The sequence below is a fragment of the Labrenzia sp. CP4 genome, assembly GCF_001579905.1.
Taxonomy (GTDB): domain Bacteria; phylum Pseudomonadota; class Alphaproteobacteria; order Rhizobiales; family Stappiaceae; genus Roseibium; species Roseibium algicola.
Map to the genome: position 1 here is coordinate 4,769,337 of NZ_CP011927.1, position 16,649 is coordinate 4,785,985.

Below are 16,649 nucleotides of genomic sequence, written 5' to 3' on the forward strand. Positions count from 1 at the left end.
AGTGACACCTTAAACATCCGCAGTTGCAATTCACGTATCCCGCCACAATCGGCACATCCGGTCACCCGAATGAGCGCTTTCAAAACTAATTCCCACAGTCCGCAGCATGGGCGCGATACGACGCAAGTGCTTTCCCAGAGCGGCTGCGTTTGCCGGCCAACCACGGCGCTGCTCGCGCGAGTCCGGCGCATATAGCATCATCGCAGTGAATAGCGCCGTGGGCGTGCCAGCAAAACTGTTTGGGAAATCCTCGAAAAGCTTGTCGCGAATTGCGACTGCTACGGCGTCATTTTCGAACTTGCTCTCTGTGGCTCCTCTCAGGTTTTGCTCATACGCCGCCAGAAACTGCCCCGGCTCCCAGCCGAGCGCTGGACCTGCCGCCTCGGCCCACCGCGCGAAATCCGCCATGCGAGGAAGACGTTCAAGCCGAACAAGGTTCTTGCGCTGCATGGCGCGCGATACACCGTCGAACAAACATCCCATGATGCGAGGCCAAGCCTCATCGAACTCCGACCATATTTCCTCTTCCGTGCGTCGTTCTTCTTCCGGAATTGCCGGTAAATAGACACCAACGCCGCGTGAAGCTAGGTCGCCTCGCTCTGCCAGATCATTGATGCCGTTGAGAATGATGGGTCGCGCTGCGTCAAATACCTCTTGCTCTCGATCTGTATGAAGGCGACGAGTCGTCAGCCCCGATCCCGTGGCGACCATGCAAAGGGCATCCGAAAGCCAGTTCGGCATGCCACTCAGATTGTCGATAGCCATCACCCAAGCATTTGCAGCTTCGACAGCAACGTTTTGATCATCCTTCGGCGCAGACCGCAACGGAGCGCGAGCTGGATCAACAAGCTTTCGCAGCATGCGACTTGTGGTGGATTTCGCGCTGCCGTGTTCCCCGTTCACCAGCAAGATCGGGAAAGGGCCATTTGGCCGGAGCGAAGTCACCAGCCAAGCGACAATCAAAAGCATATCCTCGTCTTTCGACACGCGGACGAAATTCGCCAACTCTTCGATAAAGGCACCCTTCTCCGGATCAGGCATAGGCAACATCGCTTGGCATCGGCGGAATTTGCATTCCGGCCGGGAGACAATTTCCCAACCTGACGGTGTTATCTTCACCGCGCGCCAGTCTGCATCTCCCAAATCTATCCAGATAACCCCAGGTGTCTCACCGGACCGGATAAAGACGCGATGTTGCGGCCCTTCGTTTACGGCACGGGCGTCGAGCACTCGCAGGGCGTCTTCCATCGCCTGACCGCCAAGCGTTCCTCCACTTTCCTCATAGTAACGAGCTGCGATCCAGCGCCGAAATTCCCGCGAGCGAATGGGCCAGTTTTCAGAATGGTTTCGGACCTTGAACGTGGCCCACGCTTCAAACCCCTCATCGTGCCAAAGCTCAACAAATTCGCACAAGCTCAATACCTGATCCCGCTGAGGCGGACGCTTGCGCTTCCGGGAATTGCCCCCCCCTTCAGCATCCCTATCGGCAATGGTGTCCGGGGGCGTCCGGCTGGACGAGCTATGCGCGGAACGCAAATCATTGGAATTGGCTGAAATTTCATTCTTGTGGGTGACGTTGGGTGCACGCGTCGTGCACGCATTTGCACGTGAAATCAGGTCCAGTGCACGTGTTTGGTCCCAACCTTCAGCCAAGGCATCGGCAGCATCCCAACCACGCTCAACTTCATTGGGCGGTTCAATTATTGCAACGGTATCGGCCCCGGCGTCGAGCGCCATGCGCGCCACGTCTGCCGCGTAGGCATCGCCCGCTTCATCGGCGTCCGGCCAGATCACAACCCGCCGCGCAATTAGTGGCGACCAGTCCGTTTTCTCGGCCGCTTTGCTGCCGCCGCCACTGGTCACCACGATAAAGCCAGATAACAGAACCTGCCCCGCGTCCGCTGCCTTTTCACCTTCGCATACCAGTACCGGCAGATCCGGGCGCTGGGCGAGTTGATCGAGGTGATAGAGCGGCCTCGCATCGGGGATTGCTGCCCATCGCCAACCCTCTCGGCCTTTGGTATCTTTTTGCCAGGTTAACGGAAGGACGGCTTTGTCGCCGTCCTTGCCGTCAAAACGTACAGCCAGGGAGCAAAGCTTGCCGTCCGCGTCGAGATACTTCCATACCCCTGACGGCTTGCCGCGTTTGGGGTGTCGCGCAGGAGGCTTGGGAGCGGTTTCCGGCACGGGGATAATGGCCGTCCAATCCTGTGACGCAGAGCGGCGCACCGGCCTCCCCGCCCCGTCGAGCGGCGCGAAGGGGTCATTCGTCATACGGATGGGCCCCCAACATCTCCGCGACCTTCACAGCCGCATCAGGTTGCGACAAACCGAACAGGAAAGCTGCCAGTGCGATCAGATCCCGGCCGCTGTCACCGGTTGCGAAATCCGCCCACTTCCCCGTTTGCAGGTTCACTTTCAGGGAGCCATATCTCCGGTCTGACCTGCGAGGATTGCGAGCCACCCACTCCGCACCTTCTCGCCGGCCATCTGGCAGCCAACGCTCCACGAGTGCGTCGGATCGCGACAGCGCCGCTGCCGCAATCCGCTCAAAATTCACTTGCCGCCGCCTCATTCCGAGCCTTCCAACCCATCACGGACGGCCGCTTGCCCAATGGCTTCCGTGAGTCCCCCGGCAAGTTGACTACGGATTTTTGCGGGAAGATCGAACCCCAGCCCGGCCGTCAAGATCCGCTCGGCATACCAACCGGCATCGAGACCTGTGAGCGCGGCAAGCAGGCTCAACAAATTGTGGCCCTGCATTCGGACCGGCTGCCCCGAATTTGCGCTAGATCCGGCATAGGGAAAGCTTCCAGCCCAATCGCCAGTATGAAGTATGACTGTGCTGATTTGGCGCTGGGCGTTCTTGTACTCCATCACACCGCCATGCGCCGTTCCACCCGGCAACATCAGGAGAAAAAAGACCTCTATTAGCGGAGGGACTTGCGACGAAGGCGAAGCCAACCCACCGCCAATCATCCGCAGGAGAAATTCCGGATTGCCTGGAAAACGATCCCGATCGACGATCTCCGCGTGCCCCGCGCACTGATCGATCAGCGAACCGAATGCAGATCCAGTCAAATGCCCCAGGACACAACCGGTTGTGGCAAACAGCAGGTTTTCCGCCACATGACTCGCAGGCATTCCTGAGAACAATGCCAGCGCTTGCAACAGGTTGTCGCCACGTGCGAGCACCTTTGTTTCATTGTCGTTTGACGACACGAACCAAGAGCCGTCACGCCCGAGATAGAAACACCGCGAATTCTCATCGAGAGCCGCCACAATTTTACCGGAGCGACAACGGCCCGCGTCCACCCGCGGGCCCGGAAACATCGTTTTCGCGATCACTGACATCAAGCGTGAGTGCCGTCCATTCTTCGGGTGTAGCCTGGCGATCAACGGACGATCTGCAAGCACACCGAAGAAGTTGGCAGCCTCTCGATAGTTGGCAACCGAAGTCCATTCGATCAGCTTGTAGCCGCGCGGACCAATCTTACAGGCATAGTCATCAAAACACTGGTCCGCGACACGAGACCCCCGATCAACGAGCATTTCACCGGATTTGAAATCGGTTCCGCCACCGTGCGGATGACTTCGGCCGCACCATGGGCACGGCGCGGTAACGAGTTGCGCGCTCGCGCCAATTCGGACTGCATTGAGGTGCGGCGTGTCGCATTCTTCGATGCGGGCGCTCTGCTTATCTATATCAGCCATTGGCACCGTCCCGCTTCGCATCTGCTTCGGTCGTGGTGCGGGCGGTGTTGGCCCCAGCAAAGGCAACTAGATCAGCGCGGCGATACCTGACGGCACGGCCCATTTTGCAGTAGCGTGGCCCACCACCGCGGACGCGCCAGGCCTGCAAGGTCCTGAAACTGATACTTAGAAAATCCGCCGCTTCCTGTTCGTTCATCAGCCGGTCGGGATCAAGCTGCTCAACCAAATTCATCATTATCTGCTCTCCTGCGTTATGAGTTACGCAGGAGTTTGATAGTTGGGCGATGAAGTTCAGTACCCAACGTGAATTACGATTTTTTCAGCCAATTAAGTGGTGTCGCGTGCATCTGTGCACGGATGGGACCAAAGCCCAGGAGCCGTTTCGTCCCAACTATTCCAGACTTGTTCCTCAAAAATTTGCCGAAGTTTCTCTTGTGATCTGCCTAAATCGTCAAATTCCTTCGGGATCAAATCCATGCGCTCGTCCAGTTCGATATCCTTGAGTAGCTGAACGGTATCGCGCGCGAGCCGATGTATGTCTTTGCGATTAACCGATGGCACTTCAGATGGCCTTGGTGCTTCAGTGTCTTCATCGGCAAAGAAAAGGTTTTCAAGATCCGAGAGAAAATTTTCAAAGGCCGTGTTGTCTTGGCCCGGAAATGCATTCTTGAGAAACGCGAATAAGACCATGGCATTGATGCCCAATAGTCTACGCCTGACATTGACGCCCGTTCCCTTTTTTCGTCCAGGCAGCTTTTCTGATGTCGATAGCGCTCCTTTTGGAGAATAATAATCTATGTGTCGCCTAGTCGGGTATTCAAGATTAACAAGGTATTCCTCTATATCCTTAAATCGCCTATCAAAAATAAAATCGTCGTATAGATCGATGTACTTCGTAAATGGATCGATATTTTTGTCTCCATCTTCAATTTGAATATTTGAAAGGTAGATTATCGCCTCCCTCATCTTATCAATCGCCTCAAGAACTGCTGAACTGGACTCCAAGAGCATTTTAAATTTTTTGGCAGTTTCTGTCCTTTGGATGTAACCGCCGTGCGCGGCCTCGATCCGAAGAAACCATCGGCGAATTTCCGCCCTCGTTTCAAGAAACAGGCAGCGGACCCCAGACTGCTCTAGCTCCGACTTCCATGGATCTCCCCGCCGGGACAAAGCTTCCTCGATGAGTTTGTCAAATTCATACCGTGGAAACGGGGCGGACGGTCGTTCCCACGGACGCCAACCTGGTGGAAATGGGGCTTCGTATAGAAGCGCCCGACCTTGAAACGGCGTCCGCAGTCCAAACAAGCGATGCCACAAAGCCTCATCCCGAATACACCGATCAAGGTTCTTGGCCTCATCAGATGACAGGACCGAAGTCGCTCTTTTTTCCCTTAAGTCTTTTAGTTCATTCAGTGTGGGCTCAAGTCCGCCAGAGTGCCATGGTGCCTGATCAGGCCTGTATTTCTTCATCTAACTGCACCGCATTCCGAATAGTTCGTACTCATGGCCGCGCGGCTGTATCAGCAGTCACGTTGGCCGTCTTCAGCCTCACCCCAGCGCCGCCGCCATTTTCCGGGATAAACTCCACCCCGGCCGCATCGAGCGCACGCCTCACTGCCTCTACGTTCGCTGCGGTACTTCGCTCTGGTCCCATCGTCTCCATTCGCTTGATAGTCGGCAGGGAAAGCGATGCTCGCCTTGCTAAATCGGCTTGAGATATTCCGATCAAAGCGCGCGCTGCCCGTAACTGCGCCATGCTTATCATTTTTCATCCTTTCTGTATCATATGATCTATTTAGATTGACCTTTATTAGTTAATATGATACTAAAAAGATAACATGTTTCGACGAGGTGTCCACTATGGCTTTCAATCACTCGATTATCTTCAGCACCGCTTGGACCATGGCTCGCGAAACCCGGGCAAACTGCATTCGCAATCAGCACATTTACGGCACGCCCCGTTCGCTCCGGAGCTGCTTTGCGCAGGCCCTTCGCGATGGTTGGTTTGAAGCCCGGTGCGCTGCGATCGCGAGCCGTCGAACCGAACGGATGTGCACCTACGCAGCATCTCTCTCCCCCGAAATCCGCGCCTTCCGGCTGGAAGCAGCAATAGAAAAGCTGGCCTTGCTGACATACAGCAACGCGGTCGCGAACTTTCGCTCTGCCCGCCAGGCTGATCTTCAGACCGAAATCGAAGCGCTCACAATGGCCGCGTGAAGCGACCCGTGCCGGATTGAATTTTCAACCGGACAAAAAAGTCGCGGCCTGCCTCGGCTGCGAATTCCCAAAACCAAAAGGAGTACGACATGCGGGACAAGGATATCAGTCACAGCCTGAACGAGGATTTGGCAGCTAAACCCAATAGCGCCGGCCAAAGCCAGCTGCGCGAACTTTTCCACCGCTGGCGGACCCAAGAAGAAAAGTTACGGAACCTGCATGACGACTGTGACGACGCCGTGAGGGAAACGATTTCCGAAGAGATTGAGTTGCTACAACAGCAAGCCGCTGACTTTGAGCCGTGTACGATGGAAGACCTGACTTTCAAAATCATCTTCGCCGACGACAATGGCGATATGGACAGAAATACCCATCAGGAGGCGCTGGCCACGCGCGCCTATGCAATGGCTGGAATCAACCCGGCAACAGGACAAGAAATCCAGAAAACGGCAACAGAAGTCAACACAATCAGCAACAGCTTTGGGAAGGCTGCCGATTTCGCATCGGTCAAAATAAACCTCAAGGAAGCCGATCCTTCTGATCGCTATCATTTATACGAAACGCTGTCAGCGATCTGCGACATTCTTGCCGCCAACCTTTGCCAACCATCTCACTCTATGGAAGCCGGCGTGAACCCGAATGCGGCAGGAAACGTAGTAGACAGTTTGATCGAATGCCTCTGGCACATAAACGATGAAATTGTTGCGTCCATTGAGGCGCGCACTCCTGCGAGCTATTCCGAGTTCGAAAATCGCGCAGAGTTTCTTCTGAAGGTTTACGCGCAATACGGCATATCCGCAGCAGAAATGGCGTCTCGCGCCGCCAACTTTGCGTCGCAAGAGCTTCTGCTATTGAGACAACAACAGGCATCGAAGAACCTCGCGGCATAACCGTCAAAACGGGTTACAGTTTCACGCGGCCCTGTTTCAGGGCCGTTTTTTTGTCAGTGTCAGGCTTTTTGCGTGCTTCCGGCACTGCCGTTGGCCGTGCTGCCGCTCCGTTCTTCAACGTGATCAGCGCTCCCTTCTACGGCCACCTGTAGGCCGCCCAGCGCCGCAGCTATTCTGCCGGAAACCTTGTCTGATAATTCACGCAAGGGGTCATTGTCACGGTTCGCATACCGGCTTGTCATTGCCACAGTGCGATGACGGAGCAGATCGCGGACCATGAACGCATTCGCGCCCGACTGTCCCCCCATTGTGCCGACAGTGTGTCGCAGATCGTGCAGATGCACGTCCTGCAGTTCGGCCGCCGTCCGTAGCCGATCCCAACAACGCCGCAATTGGTGGTATGGCATCGCCTCTTTCTGATCGGTTGGCATCGGCAACACCCAAGGTGATCCTTTCACACGGGGCAGCGTCTTCAGGATCTCAAGCACGTGACTGCTGACAGGGTGCTCCACCCGTTCTCCGCCTTTCACTCCTGGAAAAGCAACAAGGCCGTTCGCCAGGTTGACGTGTTTCCATTCCAGCGTGAGGATTTCCGTTGTACGTGCTCCGCTGAACAGCAGAAGACGGACGGCGGTCAGGTGGCAGGGGTGTTCACTGCCAGACTCTTCGGCGGCTCGCAAAGCCTTGCCGAGCCGGGTGATTTCCTTGTCGGTCAAAAACCGTTCCCGTGCATTTTCCTTGTGCCGCTGCACACCGGCAACCGGATTTGTCCCTTCCGGCCGCGCGCCCCACTCCTCGGCACGCGCGAAAATGCTACTGAGAACGGTCAGCGCATTGTTGGCTTGCCGTCCGCCACCAGGGATAGAACGGTGCAGTTTGATGATGTCCTGCCGCGTGACTGACGCTACCAGAAACGTGCCCAGCGCCGGACGAATATGGGTGGCAATGAGATATCGCCAGACCTTGGCCGTACTCGCTGCCAGGTTCTTCGCAATGTGGTCCGTCTCGAAACGATCGAGAAACTTGGCGACAGTTTCCGCATCCCTGATCGCCTTGCGCTCCGCAGAAGGGTCCGCGCCGCGTGCAACATCCGCAAGAAGTTGTCTGGCGATTTTTCTAGCCTCATCGGGAGCCAACGCGCCGTGCTGGCCAATCGCGAATTTTCGGGTTCGGCGCTGCTTGTTGCGGTACTGGATAAAATAAGTCTTTGTTCCGCTCGGCTTGACCCGAAGGCCAAATCCCCGCACTTCGTCATCCCAGAGAAACAAATCCTTGGCATCCGCGCGCACTGCATCGACCGTTCGTTTGGTCAGTCTCTTTCTGGATCTCAACTTTAGTCCTCAACTTTAGACTTTAGGCTTTGTTCTGAGCGTGAGACTGGCGCGATGCCGGGAGCTTTCCACCCGTAGTCGGCAAGTGCGTTTGTAAGGTCCCTAACTTTCTCGCATGCATCTGTGCATTCGTGCATTTGTGCGAACGCGTGCAAGAAAAGCGTGTATCGGTTGCGAACTGAGCTACTGGTGAAACGTCGGGGTCTTCCCGCCCGTAATGGCTGAAACCCCGGCGTACGGTCCCTGCACATCCAGGCAACGACACCTCTGTCTGGCCGCTGGTCATTGCCAGCCCGCCGATGACGATGACACACAGAGGTTGGACAGCAGCGATGATGACAAGGACGGCACCATTTCGGCTGCCGTCCGAAAGCTTCTTCGTGCATAACAACATCTTAGACGGCACGGACGGCATGGACGGCAGATCTCCCCCTACTGTCTTATAGCTGCGCAGACAAACCAGCCCGTGGGACCGGTCAGACTACGCCTGTCCATATCCGCCGGGGAAGCAATAGGGAAGCACGGGGAAGCAACTCAGCGCAACCTACGTCGCAAAGCAGCGTAGCCAATTAGGCCTTTTTTCTTTAATTTTCAGCCAATTATCGCATACCATCGAAATGCAGAGAAATACCGTCTTAAGCTTCCCAAGCTTAAGACGGGGGTTCGATTCCCCTCACCCGCTCCAAACAACCAATCCAATTCCCGAATTTCCCAGTGGCTTTTCTTCAGCGCAGCGTTTCGCCGACCTGCGGGGTTTGCCGGACATCAGCGCGGCTGAGGCCAACATCCTTCAAGAGATAGTCGGGCAGATCCGCCAGGTGGGCCATGTCGCGCCGACGGCGCAGGCACTTCAGCGCAAAATGCAAGACGGCAGCACCGAGACCGGCTCTACGGACGCGTGCCAGGTGCAGGTGTACAAGGTGATCGGTCATCTGTTTTGCTCCTTTCCGACGGGACAGGAGCAATTTTAGAAAAAGCCTCTACGGACAGAGCGCAAAATTCTCAAGTTTGAGCGATAAATTCGCAAAAATTTGGATTTTGAGATAAACTACCGCACAATTGCACCGAACAGGACCTCCCCCATCATGGATCTGGACGATTTCGATCATCAGCTGCTGCGTCTCCTCAGCCTCGATGCCCGGCAAACCGGCAAGGAGCTTTCCGAGAAGGTTGGCCTGTCTTCTGCCGCCTGCCTGCGCAGGGTGCAACGCCTGAGAGAAGTCGGGGCGATCGAGCGGGAAGTGGCCATCGTGTCACCGGAGGCAACTGGCGCCTCCGTTACCTTGCTCGTGATGCTGATGCTGTCGCGTGGACAGCCGGAACGCATGGCGAAGTTGCGGCAGAAGTTGCTGACGCTTCGGGAAGTGAAAAAGATCTATCACGTCACGGGTCCGGCCGATCTGGTACTCACCGTGCAGTGCTCTTCCATGGAAGCCTATGCAACTTTCACCGAGGCGCATTTCTATGAAGACGACATCAAGGGCTTCGATACGATCGTCGTCCTGCGCTCCTATGATCCGGAACCGGAGACCTGACCGCATTCCGCGGAATTCAGTCGACGCTGTGAATGTCAGAGGTCACGCGTTTGTTTTCAGGAATGCCTCGTGCCATCTTCGGCGGAGCGGGCTGACAAGCGCTGCCGGTTCGCGATATTCTGTCTGTACGATTCCCGGCGCGTATTGCCGACCATGACCTGATATGGAACGAGGCGTCCGCGTGCCAGCTTCACTGCCACTTCTCAAGACGATCTGCCGCGTTGCAGCCGGGCTGCTGACGCTTGGCACTTTGGCGCTTGGTACTTTGGCGCTCGGCGTCCTGTCGGTTTCAGCCCAGGAGGCTTCGGTCCGCGTTCCCAATTTCTGGGATCCGAAAGCCGTCCACGACCGGCCGAATGCCATTCCGGACAAGATCCAGTTTCTGGCAACCGACGGATATCCGCCCTTCGTGTTCCGTGACCAGCATGGCCGTCTTACAGGCTTCAATGTCGATCTCGCACGGGCTCTCTGCCAGGAACTTGGAAGTTCCTGCGCCCTGCGCATCAAGGACTTCGAGGTTCTTCTGCCTGCACTGGACGAAGAAGAAGGTGACGCGATTATCTCCGGCCTGTCGCGCAGCCTCCCCTCCACGCGCCGCCTCAACTTCACCGAGGACTATCTGAAGCTGCCGGCGCGGTTTGTGGTTCGGGCATACAACGCGTCCGATTTCAACGAGCAGGCGCTCACTGGCAAGCGGATAGCCGTTGAAGCAGGGTCCCGCTACGAGGCGTTTGCCAAGCGCTTCTTTCCCGATGCCGAGATCATCAGCCTGGAAACCGCAGAGGCAACACGTGAGGCGGTCAAGGGCGGCTCGGCCGATGCTCTGTTCGGCGACGGCCTGAACCTGTCGTTCTGGCTGCCAAGCGAAGCTGCAGATGGCTGCTGTGCCTTTGCCGGCGGCCCGTGGCTGGAGCCGGGCTATTTTGATGAAGGCATGGCCATTGCGACCCGCCAGGACGATCCGGAACGGGCTGCGGCCCTTACATATGCCTTGCGCCAGCTTCACCAGAAGGGCATCTACCGCGAGCTTTACCTGCGCTATTTTCCCATGAGCTTCTTCTGACCTTTCCGGCCATTCCCGACAAAGAACCAGGTCAGCTTTTGCCTTTCGCGTCCTCGACACGCGCCGCCTTCCGGCGGTCCGGATTTTTCAGGAACGGGATCGCCAGGCTGAAGGGAAACGAATGCGCACGCGGCGTGAGCGCGGCACCGAGCCCGATTTCCATCGTCTCCTGTCCTTGCTCGGGATCTTCCACGTAGGTTCCGAACAGGCGGTCCCAGACTGAAAGATAGAACCCGTAGTTGGAATCCGTCTCGTGCGGTAGCACCGAGTGATGAATGCGGTGCATGTCCGGAGTGACGATCAGAAACCGCAAGGGGCGGTCCAGCCAAAGCGGCAAGCGGACATTGGCGTGGCTGAAAACCGCAGAGCCGTTGAGAACGATCTCGAAGATCAGCACGGCTTCAACAGGACCGCCGAGGGCGATGATGACCAGCCCCTTCCAGAGGAAGGATAGCAGAATTTCGATCGGGTGGAACCTGAGCGCGGTTGTTGCGTCCACCTCACTATCTGCGTGGTGCATGCGGTGAATGCGCCAGAACAGGGGAACCTTGTGCGACACCAGGTGTTGAAACCACACCGCAAGATCGAGCACGACGAAGGTGATCAAACCGGCCACAACACCCGACCAGCCGAGAAATGCAAAGAGGCCCCAACCCTTTTCCTGTGCCAGCATTGCAAGGCCGACGCCGCCGATGGGGAAGATCAGCCGCACCAGAAGGGCATCAAGCAGAACAATGCCCCAGTTAGTCGGCCAGCGCTTCAAACGGCTGCTCTTCAGGCGCCGCCTTGGCAAGCCCGCCTCCAACAGCGCCATTATCAGAAAGATGCCGCCGAAACAGGCCATGCGAACCTGGTTGATGTCGATCTGGTCAAACATGGGGTCTTTTGAAACGTCCTGACTAATGCTGCTTGCCACGGTCCCGATGGCACGATAGGGCGATACGACAATACTCCTGATATCATTCCTTGCCGCTGCGACAGATCACATCATCATGACCGACTTTCTCTGGACCCGCCCCGAAACGCCACCTGTGGCAACCCTGCTGCTGGCCCATGGCGCTGGCGCTGCCATGGACTCAGCGTTCATGAACAAGCTCGCGGCAGCCCTCGCGAGCCAAGGCATTGCGGCCGCACGCTTTGAATTTGCCTATATGGCCGGCCGCCGGACGGGAGGCCCGAAAAAGCCGCCGCCCCGGGCCGACAAGCTGATTGCCGAGTTCCAGACCGCCCTGCAATCTGCCCTCAGCCAGAGCGACGGCCCTCTGCTGATCGGCGGCAAATCCATGGGTGGTAGGGTCGCCGCGATGCTGGCAGGCGGCGGCTCGCTGCCTGGGCGCGCCAAGGGTGTTGCCTGTTTCGGCTACCCTTTCCACCCGACCGGCAAGGCCGATGCCGAGTGGCGGCTCCAACCGCTGCAGGACGTCAAACGGCCGGTTCTGGTTCTCCAGGGCGACCGGGATCCGTTCGGCTCGAAGGCGGAACTCGATGAAGTCACCCTGCCAGCTCATGTCAGCCTGACTTATCTGGAAGACGGCAACCACGACTTCGGACCGCGCGGCAAGTCGCCGGCGACACTCGACGGCAACATCAAGCTGGCAGCCGAAGCAGTCAGGGCATTCGTGGATCGGCTCACGAGTTAGGGCCCACTACGTGCCCGGACAAGCGCAGCGCAAGTCCAGGGCTTACGCGCAAGGCAGCAAGAAAAAAAGCCCGGACCGTTTCCGATCCGGGCTTTTTGAATTTGATGACAGTCCGGCTTACTGGCCGGGCTTGCCGTCGAATTCGTAGCTGGTGCTGCAGAACTCGCAGGTGACGATGATCTTGCCGTCGACAGTCATGTGGTCGACGTCGTCGTCGCTGAACCCGGCGAGAACATTCTCGATCTTCTCGCGAGAGCAGCTGCACTTGTCGACCAGCGGCTGCGGCTCGAAAAGGCGGACGCCGCGTTCGTGAAACAGCCGGAAGAGCAGCATTTCCACGCTGACTTCCGGATCGGTCAGTTCGACATCCTTGACCGTCTCGACCAGTACCTTGGCTTCCACCCAGGCATCGTCCTCGTCAATCTCGTGCGGGCTCGTGCCTTCCGGGGCATTGCCCGGATCAATGTCAGCCTGGCGCATGCGTTCCGGCGCTTCGGGCAGGAACTGAATCAGGATCCCGCCGGCTGTCCAGGTTTTCACGTGCCCCTCGCCTTCCTGGCGGGTGAACAGTTCACCAACACCAAGACGAACTTCTGTCGGGATCTGCTCGGATCGCTCGAAGTACCGGCGTGCGACTTCTTCCAGCGACACACCATCCAGCTCCACCAGTCCCTGGTAGCGCTGCATGTGCATTCCCTGGTCGATGGTCATCGCCAGATGTCCGTGCCCGAGAAGGGCCTCCTGCGTCGCCTTGCCGTCAGCTATCAGCGCTGCGACTTCAGCAGCATCGAAGGTTGCGCAGGCGCGGATTGCGTCGGGTGACTTGAAGTCGACGACCAGCATGGACACCGGCCCCTTCGTCTGCGTCTGCAGCGTGAAGCGACCGTCGAATTTCAGCGACGTTCCCAAGAGGCTGGTCAGAACGATCGCTTCCGCCAGCAGGCGCGAGACCGGTTCCGGATAGGCATGCCGGTCAAGAATTTTTTCCAGGACAGGACCAAGCGCGACCGCACGGCCGCGCACGTCGAGCCCTTCCACGGCAAAGGGCCGGACAGCGTCCAGCCCTGCAGGCGTAATGCCCAGTTCATCAAGATTAAGTGCCACTTGGCTTGCCTTATGCTGCGCCGAAGCACCAGGCCAGAATGCCCTTTTGGGCATGGAGCCGGTTTTCGGCTTCGTCAAACACAACGGAGTTGGGACCGTCCATGACGTCCGAGGTGACTTCCTCACCCCGGTGGGCCGGCAGGCAATGCATGAACAGGGCGTCCTGGTTTGCCTCAGCCATCAGGCGTTTGTTGACCTGATAGGCGCTGAGGAGGTTGTGACGCGATTCCGCATCGTCATCGCCCATGGACACCCAGCAGTCGGTCACGACACAGTCGGTCCCCTTGACTGCCTCATATGGGTCCGTCGTGACCTGAATGGAACCACCCTTGGCACGAGCAGTTTCAATCAGGTCCATTGGCGGCGCCAGTTCGCCCGGCGTCGCGATGCGCAATTCGAAATCGAAGCGCGGCGCGGCATGAATCCAGGAAGCCAGCACGTTGTTGCTGTCACCGGTCCAGGCAACGCTCTTGCCCTTGATCGAACCGCGATGCTCTTCAAAGGTCAACAGATCCGCCATGATCTGACAGGGATGCGAGAGCTTGGTTAGGCCGTTGATCACCGGCACCGTCGCATTTTCGGCAAGTTCGCGCAGGTCGTTGTGATCGAGGATGCGGATCATGATCGCGTCGACAAAGCGTGACAGGACCCGCGCCGTATCGGCGATTGTCTCGCCGCGGCCAAGCTGCATTTCCGCACCGGTCAGCATCAAGGTCTCGCCGCCAAGCTCGCGCATGCCGACATCGAAGGAAATGCGCGTACGGGTCGACGGTTGTTCGAAGATCATGGCCAGCACCTTGCCGGCCAGAGGACCCTGGCCGCGATGCACGCCGTTACGGCTCGACTTGATCTTCCGGCTGGTGTCCAGGATGGCGCGCAGTTCGTCGCCTTCGAAGTCCGTCAGATCCAGAAAGTTCCGGTAGGTTCCGTTTGCGGTCATCAGGCCGCTCCTTCCGCCAATTTCGCTTCCACGGCGACAGCAGCCTGTTCCAGGCGCTCGACAGCAATGGAAATTTCCTCTTCGCTCATGGTCAGCGGCGGCATGATGCGCACCACGTTATCGCCGGCAGGAACTGCCAGCAGACCGGCTTCACGGGCTGCAAGCACATAATCTGCCACCGGCACCACGCATTTCAGACCGAGCATCAGGCCGTTGCCGCGCACTTCGGCCAGAACGTCCGGATGACTATCCACCAGTCCGGCCAGCTTCTGCTTGAAGCTGAGCCCCTTCTGACGGACACCTTCCAGGAACCCGTCTTCCAGAACGACATCCAGAACGGCATTGCCGACTGCCATGGCCAGCGGATTGCCGCCAAAGGTGGTGCCATGGGTCCCGGGGGACAGCGCCGCTGCCGTTTCTGCCGTTGCAAGACATGCGCCCATCGGGAACCCGCCGCCGATACCCTTGGCGATTGCCATCAGGTCCGGTTCCACGCCCGCCCACTGGTGAGCGAACAGCTTGCCGGTCCGTCCGACACCGGTCTGGATCTCGTCGAAGATCAGCAGAATGCCGTTGTCATCACAGATCTTGCGCAGCGCACGCAGGAAATCGGCCGGAATTTCGCGGATCCCGCCCTCGCCCTGCACGGGCTCGATCGCGATCGCGGCCGTTTGCGGACCGATGGCATCTTTCAGCGCATCCAGGTCTCCTGCCGGCACCTGGTCGAAACCGGGAGCCTTCGGGCCAAAGCCTTCAAGATATTTCGCCTGGCCGCCAGCCGCGATGGTCGCGATGGTCCGGCCATGGAAAGCCCCTTCGAAGGTCACGATGTGGAACCGCTCGGGGTTGCCGTTGTCATAATGATGACGGCGCGCGCATTTGATGGCAGCTTCCATCGCTTCCGCGCCGGAATTCACGAACAGCACCTTGTCGGCAAAGGTTTCCGCGCACAGGCGCTGCGCCAGCCGTTCGCCATCCGGGATCTGGTGCAGGTTGGAGGTATGCCACAGCTTGGCTGCCTGATCCTTCAACGCCTTGACCAGATGCGGATGGGCATGACCGAGTGCGTTGACCGCGATGCCGGAACCGCAATCGAGGAATCGTCGGCCATCGGTGGTAACCAGCCAGACGCCTTCCCCATGATCGAAAGACAGGTTCGATCTTGCGTAATTTCCGAATAGTGCAGTCGCGGACATAACCTCGTTTGTCTCCTTTAAACGCCCCTGCTGTCCCCTGCGTCGCCCCGACGCCGGGCCGTCACCTTGAAAAGATGCCGAAGGGCCAAAACGCAACGTGCCGCCCCGATGAGGCGGCACGCAGCGGCTTTCTTATACACTGCCGGTACCATGCACTGTCAATGGAAATGGCGCACAAGACATTTCATGTGCCGCGGAGGGCGGATTTCATAAAATTCTCAATGACCTCGCCATAATTGGGGAAAAGTCGTTTCATCCCCAACTGGTTTGGGTCGAGTGGTTGCCTGACAAATTAACGTTATTGTAACCTCTCAGCAATCAGACACGAGATCTCGTGAGGCAAATCACCAAGAGGCACTAGATCTGCCAGCATTAAGCGTGCTTGCGCATGCTTAACACGGGGTTAATGGCCGCAGGACGGTCAAACTAAAGGGTGCGGCAATGAGTTGGACAAACGAACGAGTTGAGCTTCTCAAAAAGCTTTGGGGCGGCGGCTTGAGCGCAAGCCAGATCGCAGGCGAACTGGGTGGTGTTACCCGTAACGCCGTGATCGGCAAGGTGCACCGCCTTGGCCTGTCCGGCCGCGCCAAGTCCACCTCTTCAAGCGCCAAGCCGCGCCGGCCGCGCACCGCAGCTCCTGCAACGGGTGCAGCGCCGAAGAAACCGACGACGTCACATCCGCAGTCGATCGGCGCAACGGCCCTGAAAGCAGACATCTCGCCGGCTCCAGTGGTGGCTGCCAAGCCGCGCGTAGAGCCGATTGCGGAGCTCGTTCCGATCTCGCAGCGGGCTACCATCCTGACGCTGACCGAGCGGACCTGCAAATGGCCGATTGGCGACCCGGCAACCGACGACTTCTACTTCTGCGGCCGCCAGTCCGATGCCGGCGTCCCCTACTGCGCTCATCACTGCAAGATCGCGTATCAGCCGGTCGCCGACCGCCGCCGCGACCGCAAGACGATGGCTCAGGCAGGCTGATAGTCTCGCACCGAAGCAGTTCATGAGAAAGCCCGCCAATT

Annotated in this window: 18 protein-coding genes; 6 read left to right on the plus strand and 12 right to left on the minus strand. The window is 58.0% G+C overall.

Annotated elements, in window-relative coordinates; all coding sequences use genetic code 11:
* Positions 1-30: 30 nt before the first annotated feature.
* The 6 genes from ACP90_RS28315 to ACP90_RS21855 form a co-directional block, all read right to left on the minus strand.
* On the minus strand, positions 31-2,274 hold the full coding sequence (locus ACP90_RS28315) for an ATP-binding protein (protein ID WP_088665304.1): 2,244 nt from the start codon (positions 2,272-2,274) through the stop codon (positions 31-33).
* A complete protein-coding gene (locus ACP90_RS21835; protein WP_062490016.1) occupies positions 2,264-2,575 on the minus strand; it encodes a hypothetical protein in 312 nt (103 codons plus the stop codon). The genes ACP90_RS28315 and ACP90_RS21835 overlap by 11 nt, the downstream gene beginning before the upstream one ends.
* Positions 2,572-3,714, minus strand: a complete 1,143-nt coding sequence (locus ACP90_RS21840) for a hypothetical protein (RefSeq protein ID WP_145915823.1) — start codon at positions 3,712-3,714, stop codon at positions 2,572-2,574. The genes ACP90_RS21835 and ACP90_RS21840 overlap by 4 nt, the downstream gene beginning before the upstream one ends.
* Positions 3,707-3,949 (minus strand): helix-turn-helix domain-containing protein, encoded by a 243-nt coding sequence (locus tag ACP90_RS21845; RefSeq protein WP_286145698.1) that lies wholly within the window; start codon positions 3,947-3,949, stop codon positions 3,707-3,709. Before ACP90_RS21845 ends, ACP90_RS21840 begins: the two co-directional genes overlap by 8 nt.
* Positions 3,950-4,041: 92 nt before the next feature.
* Entirely contained in the window at positions 4,042-5,184 is a 1,143-nt protein-coding gene (locus ACP90_RS21850; RefSeq protein WP_145915824.1) for a hypothetical protein, read from the minus strand.
* Between the two features lie 31 nt (positions 5,185-5,215).
* The gene (locus ACP90_RS21855; protein ID WP_082809825.1) at positions 5,216-5,479 is read right to left on the minus strand and encodes a helix-turn-helix transcriptional regulator; all 264 of its coding nucleotides are present in this window, start codon (positions 5,477-5,479) and stop codon (positions 5,216-5,218) included.
* 95 nt (positions 5,480-5,574) lie between these two features.
* On the opposite strand from ACP90_RS21855, the gene ACP90_RS21860 reads away from it, so the two are divergent.
* Both ACP90_RS21860 and ACP90_RS21865 read left to right on the plus strand, forming a co-directional pair.
* Positions 5,575-5,931, plus strand: a complete 357-nt coding sequence (locus ACP90_RS21860; RefSeq protein WP_062490021.1) for a hypothetical protein — start codon at positions 5,575-5,577, stop codon at positions 5,929-5,931.
* Positions 5,932-6,020: 89 nt separating this feature from the next.
* Positions 6,021-6,821 (plus strand): hypothetical protein, encoded by an 801-nt coding sequence (locus tag ACP90_RS21865; RefSeq protein ID WP_062490023.1) that lies wholly within the window; start codon positions 6,021-6,023, stop codon positions 6,819-6,821.
* 59 nt (positions 6,822-6,880) lie between these two features.
* Here the strand turns inward: ACP90_RS21865 and ACP90_RS21870 are convergent, their stop codons facing one another.
* Together ACP90_RS21870 and ACP90_RS21875 are read right to left on the minus strand one after the other, a co-directional pair.
* Complete coding sequence (locus ACP90_RS21870; protein WP_062490025.1) at positions 6,881-8,152, minus strand: site-specific integrase; 1,272 nt, start codon at positions 8,150-8,152, stop codon at positions 6,881-6,883.
* Positions 8,153-8,877: 725 nt separating this feature from the next.
* A complete protein-coding gene (locus ACP90_RS21875; RefSeq protein ID WP_062490026.1) occupies positions 8,878-9,084 on the minus strand; it encodes a DUF1127 domain-containing protein in 207 nt (68 codons plus the stop codon).
* A 153-nt stretch (positions 9,085-9,237) separates the two neighbouring features.
* Here ACP90_RS21875 and ACP90_RS21880 point away from each other — a divergent pair, with 153 nt between their 5' ends.
* Together ACP90_RS21880 and ACP90_RS21885 are read left to right on the plus strand one after the other, a co-directional pair.
* Positions 9,238-9,687 carry an Lrp/AsnC family transcriptional regulator gene (locus ACP90_RS21880; protein WP_062490028.1) on the plus strand — a complete coding sequence of 150 codons (450 nt, stop codon included), beginning with the start codon at positions 9,238-9,240 and terminating at the stop codon, positions 9,685-9,687.
* Positions 9,688-9,868: 181 nt separating this feature from the next.
* A complete protein-coding gene (locus tag ACP90_RS21885; RefSeq protein ID WP_208984441.1) occupies positions 9,869-10,750 on the plus strand; it encodes a transporter substrate-binding domain-containing protein in 882 nt (293 codons plus the stop codon).
* Between the two features lie 31 nt (positions 10,751-10,781).
* Here the strand turns inward: ACP90_RS21885 and ACP90_RS21890 are convergent, their stop codons facing one another.
* Positions 10,782-11,627, minus strand: a complete 846-nt coding sequence (locus ACP90_RS21890; protein WP_062490029.1) for a sterol desaturase family protein — start codon at positions 11,625-11,627, stop codon at positions 10,782-10,784.
* Positions 11,628-11,742: 115 nt separating this feature from the next.
* Here ACP90_RS21890 and ACP90_RS21895 point away from each other — a divergent pair, with 115 nt between their 5' ends.
* The gene (locus tag ACP90_RS21895; protein ID WP_062490030.1) at positions 11,743-12,390 is read left to right on the plus strand and encodes an alpha/beta family hydrolase; all 648 of its coding nucleotides are present in this window, start codon (positions 11,743-11,745) and stop codon (positions 12,388-12,390) included.
* Between the two features lie 117 nt (positions 12,391-12,507).
* Here the strand turns inward: ACP90_RS21895 and ACP90_RS21900 are convergent, their stop codons facing one another.
* From ACP90_RS21900 to ACP90_RS21910, 3 genes are read right to left on the minus strand one after another with little or no spacing between them, the layout of a single operon-like run.
* Positions 12,508-13,494, minus strand: a complete 987-nt coding sequence (locus tag ACP90_RS21900; RefSeq protein ID WP_062490032.1) for an Hsp33 family molecular chaperone — start codon at positions 13,492-13,494, stop codon at positions 12,508-12,510.
* A 10-nt stretch (positions 13,495-13,504) separates the two neighbouring features.
* A complete protein-coding gene (argF, locus tag ACP90_RS21905; RefSeq protein ID WP_062490034.1) occupies positions 13,505-14,434 on the minus strand; it encodes an ornithine carbamoyltransferase in 930 nt (309 codons plus the stop codon).
* Positions 14,434-15,630, minus strand: coding sequence for an aspartate aminotransferase family protein (locus tag ACP90_RS21910; RefSeq protein WP_062490036.1), 1,197 nt, complete (start codon positions 15,628-15,630; stop codon positions 14,434-14,436). The genes argF and ACP90_RS21910 overlap by 1 nt, the downstream gene beginning before the upstream one ends.
* Before the next feature lie 441 nt (positions 15,631-16,071).
* On the opposite strand from ACP90_RS21910, the gene ACP90_RS21915 reads away from it, so the two are divergent.
* The gene (locus ACP90_RS21915; RefSeq protein WP_062490038.1) at positions 16,072-16,608 is read left to right on the plus strand and encodes a GcrA family cell cycle regulator; all 537 of its coding nucleotides are present in this window, start codon (positions 16,072-16,074) and stop codon (positions 16,606-16,608) included.
* The last annotated feature ends 41 nt before the right edge of the window (positions 16,609-16,649 follow it).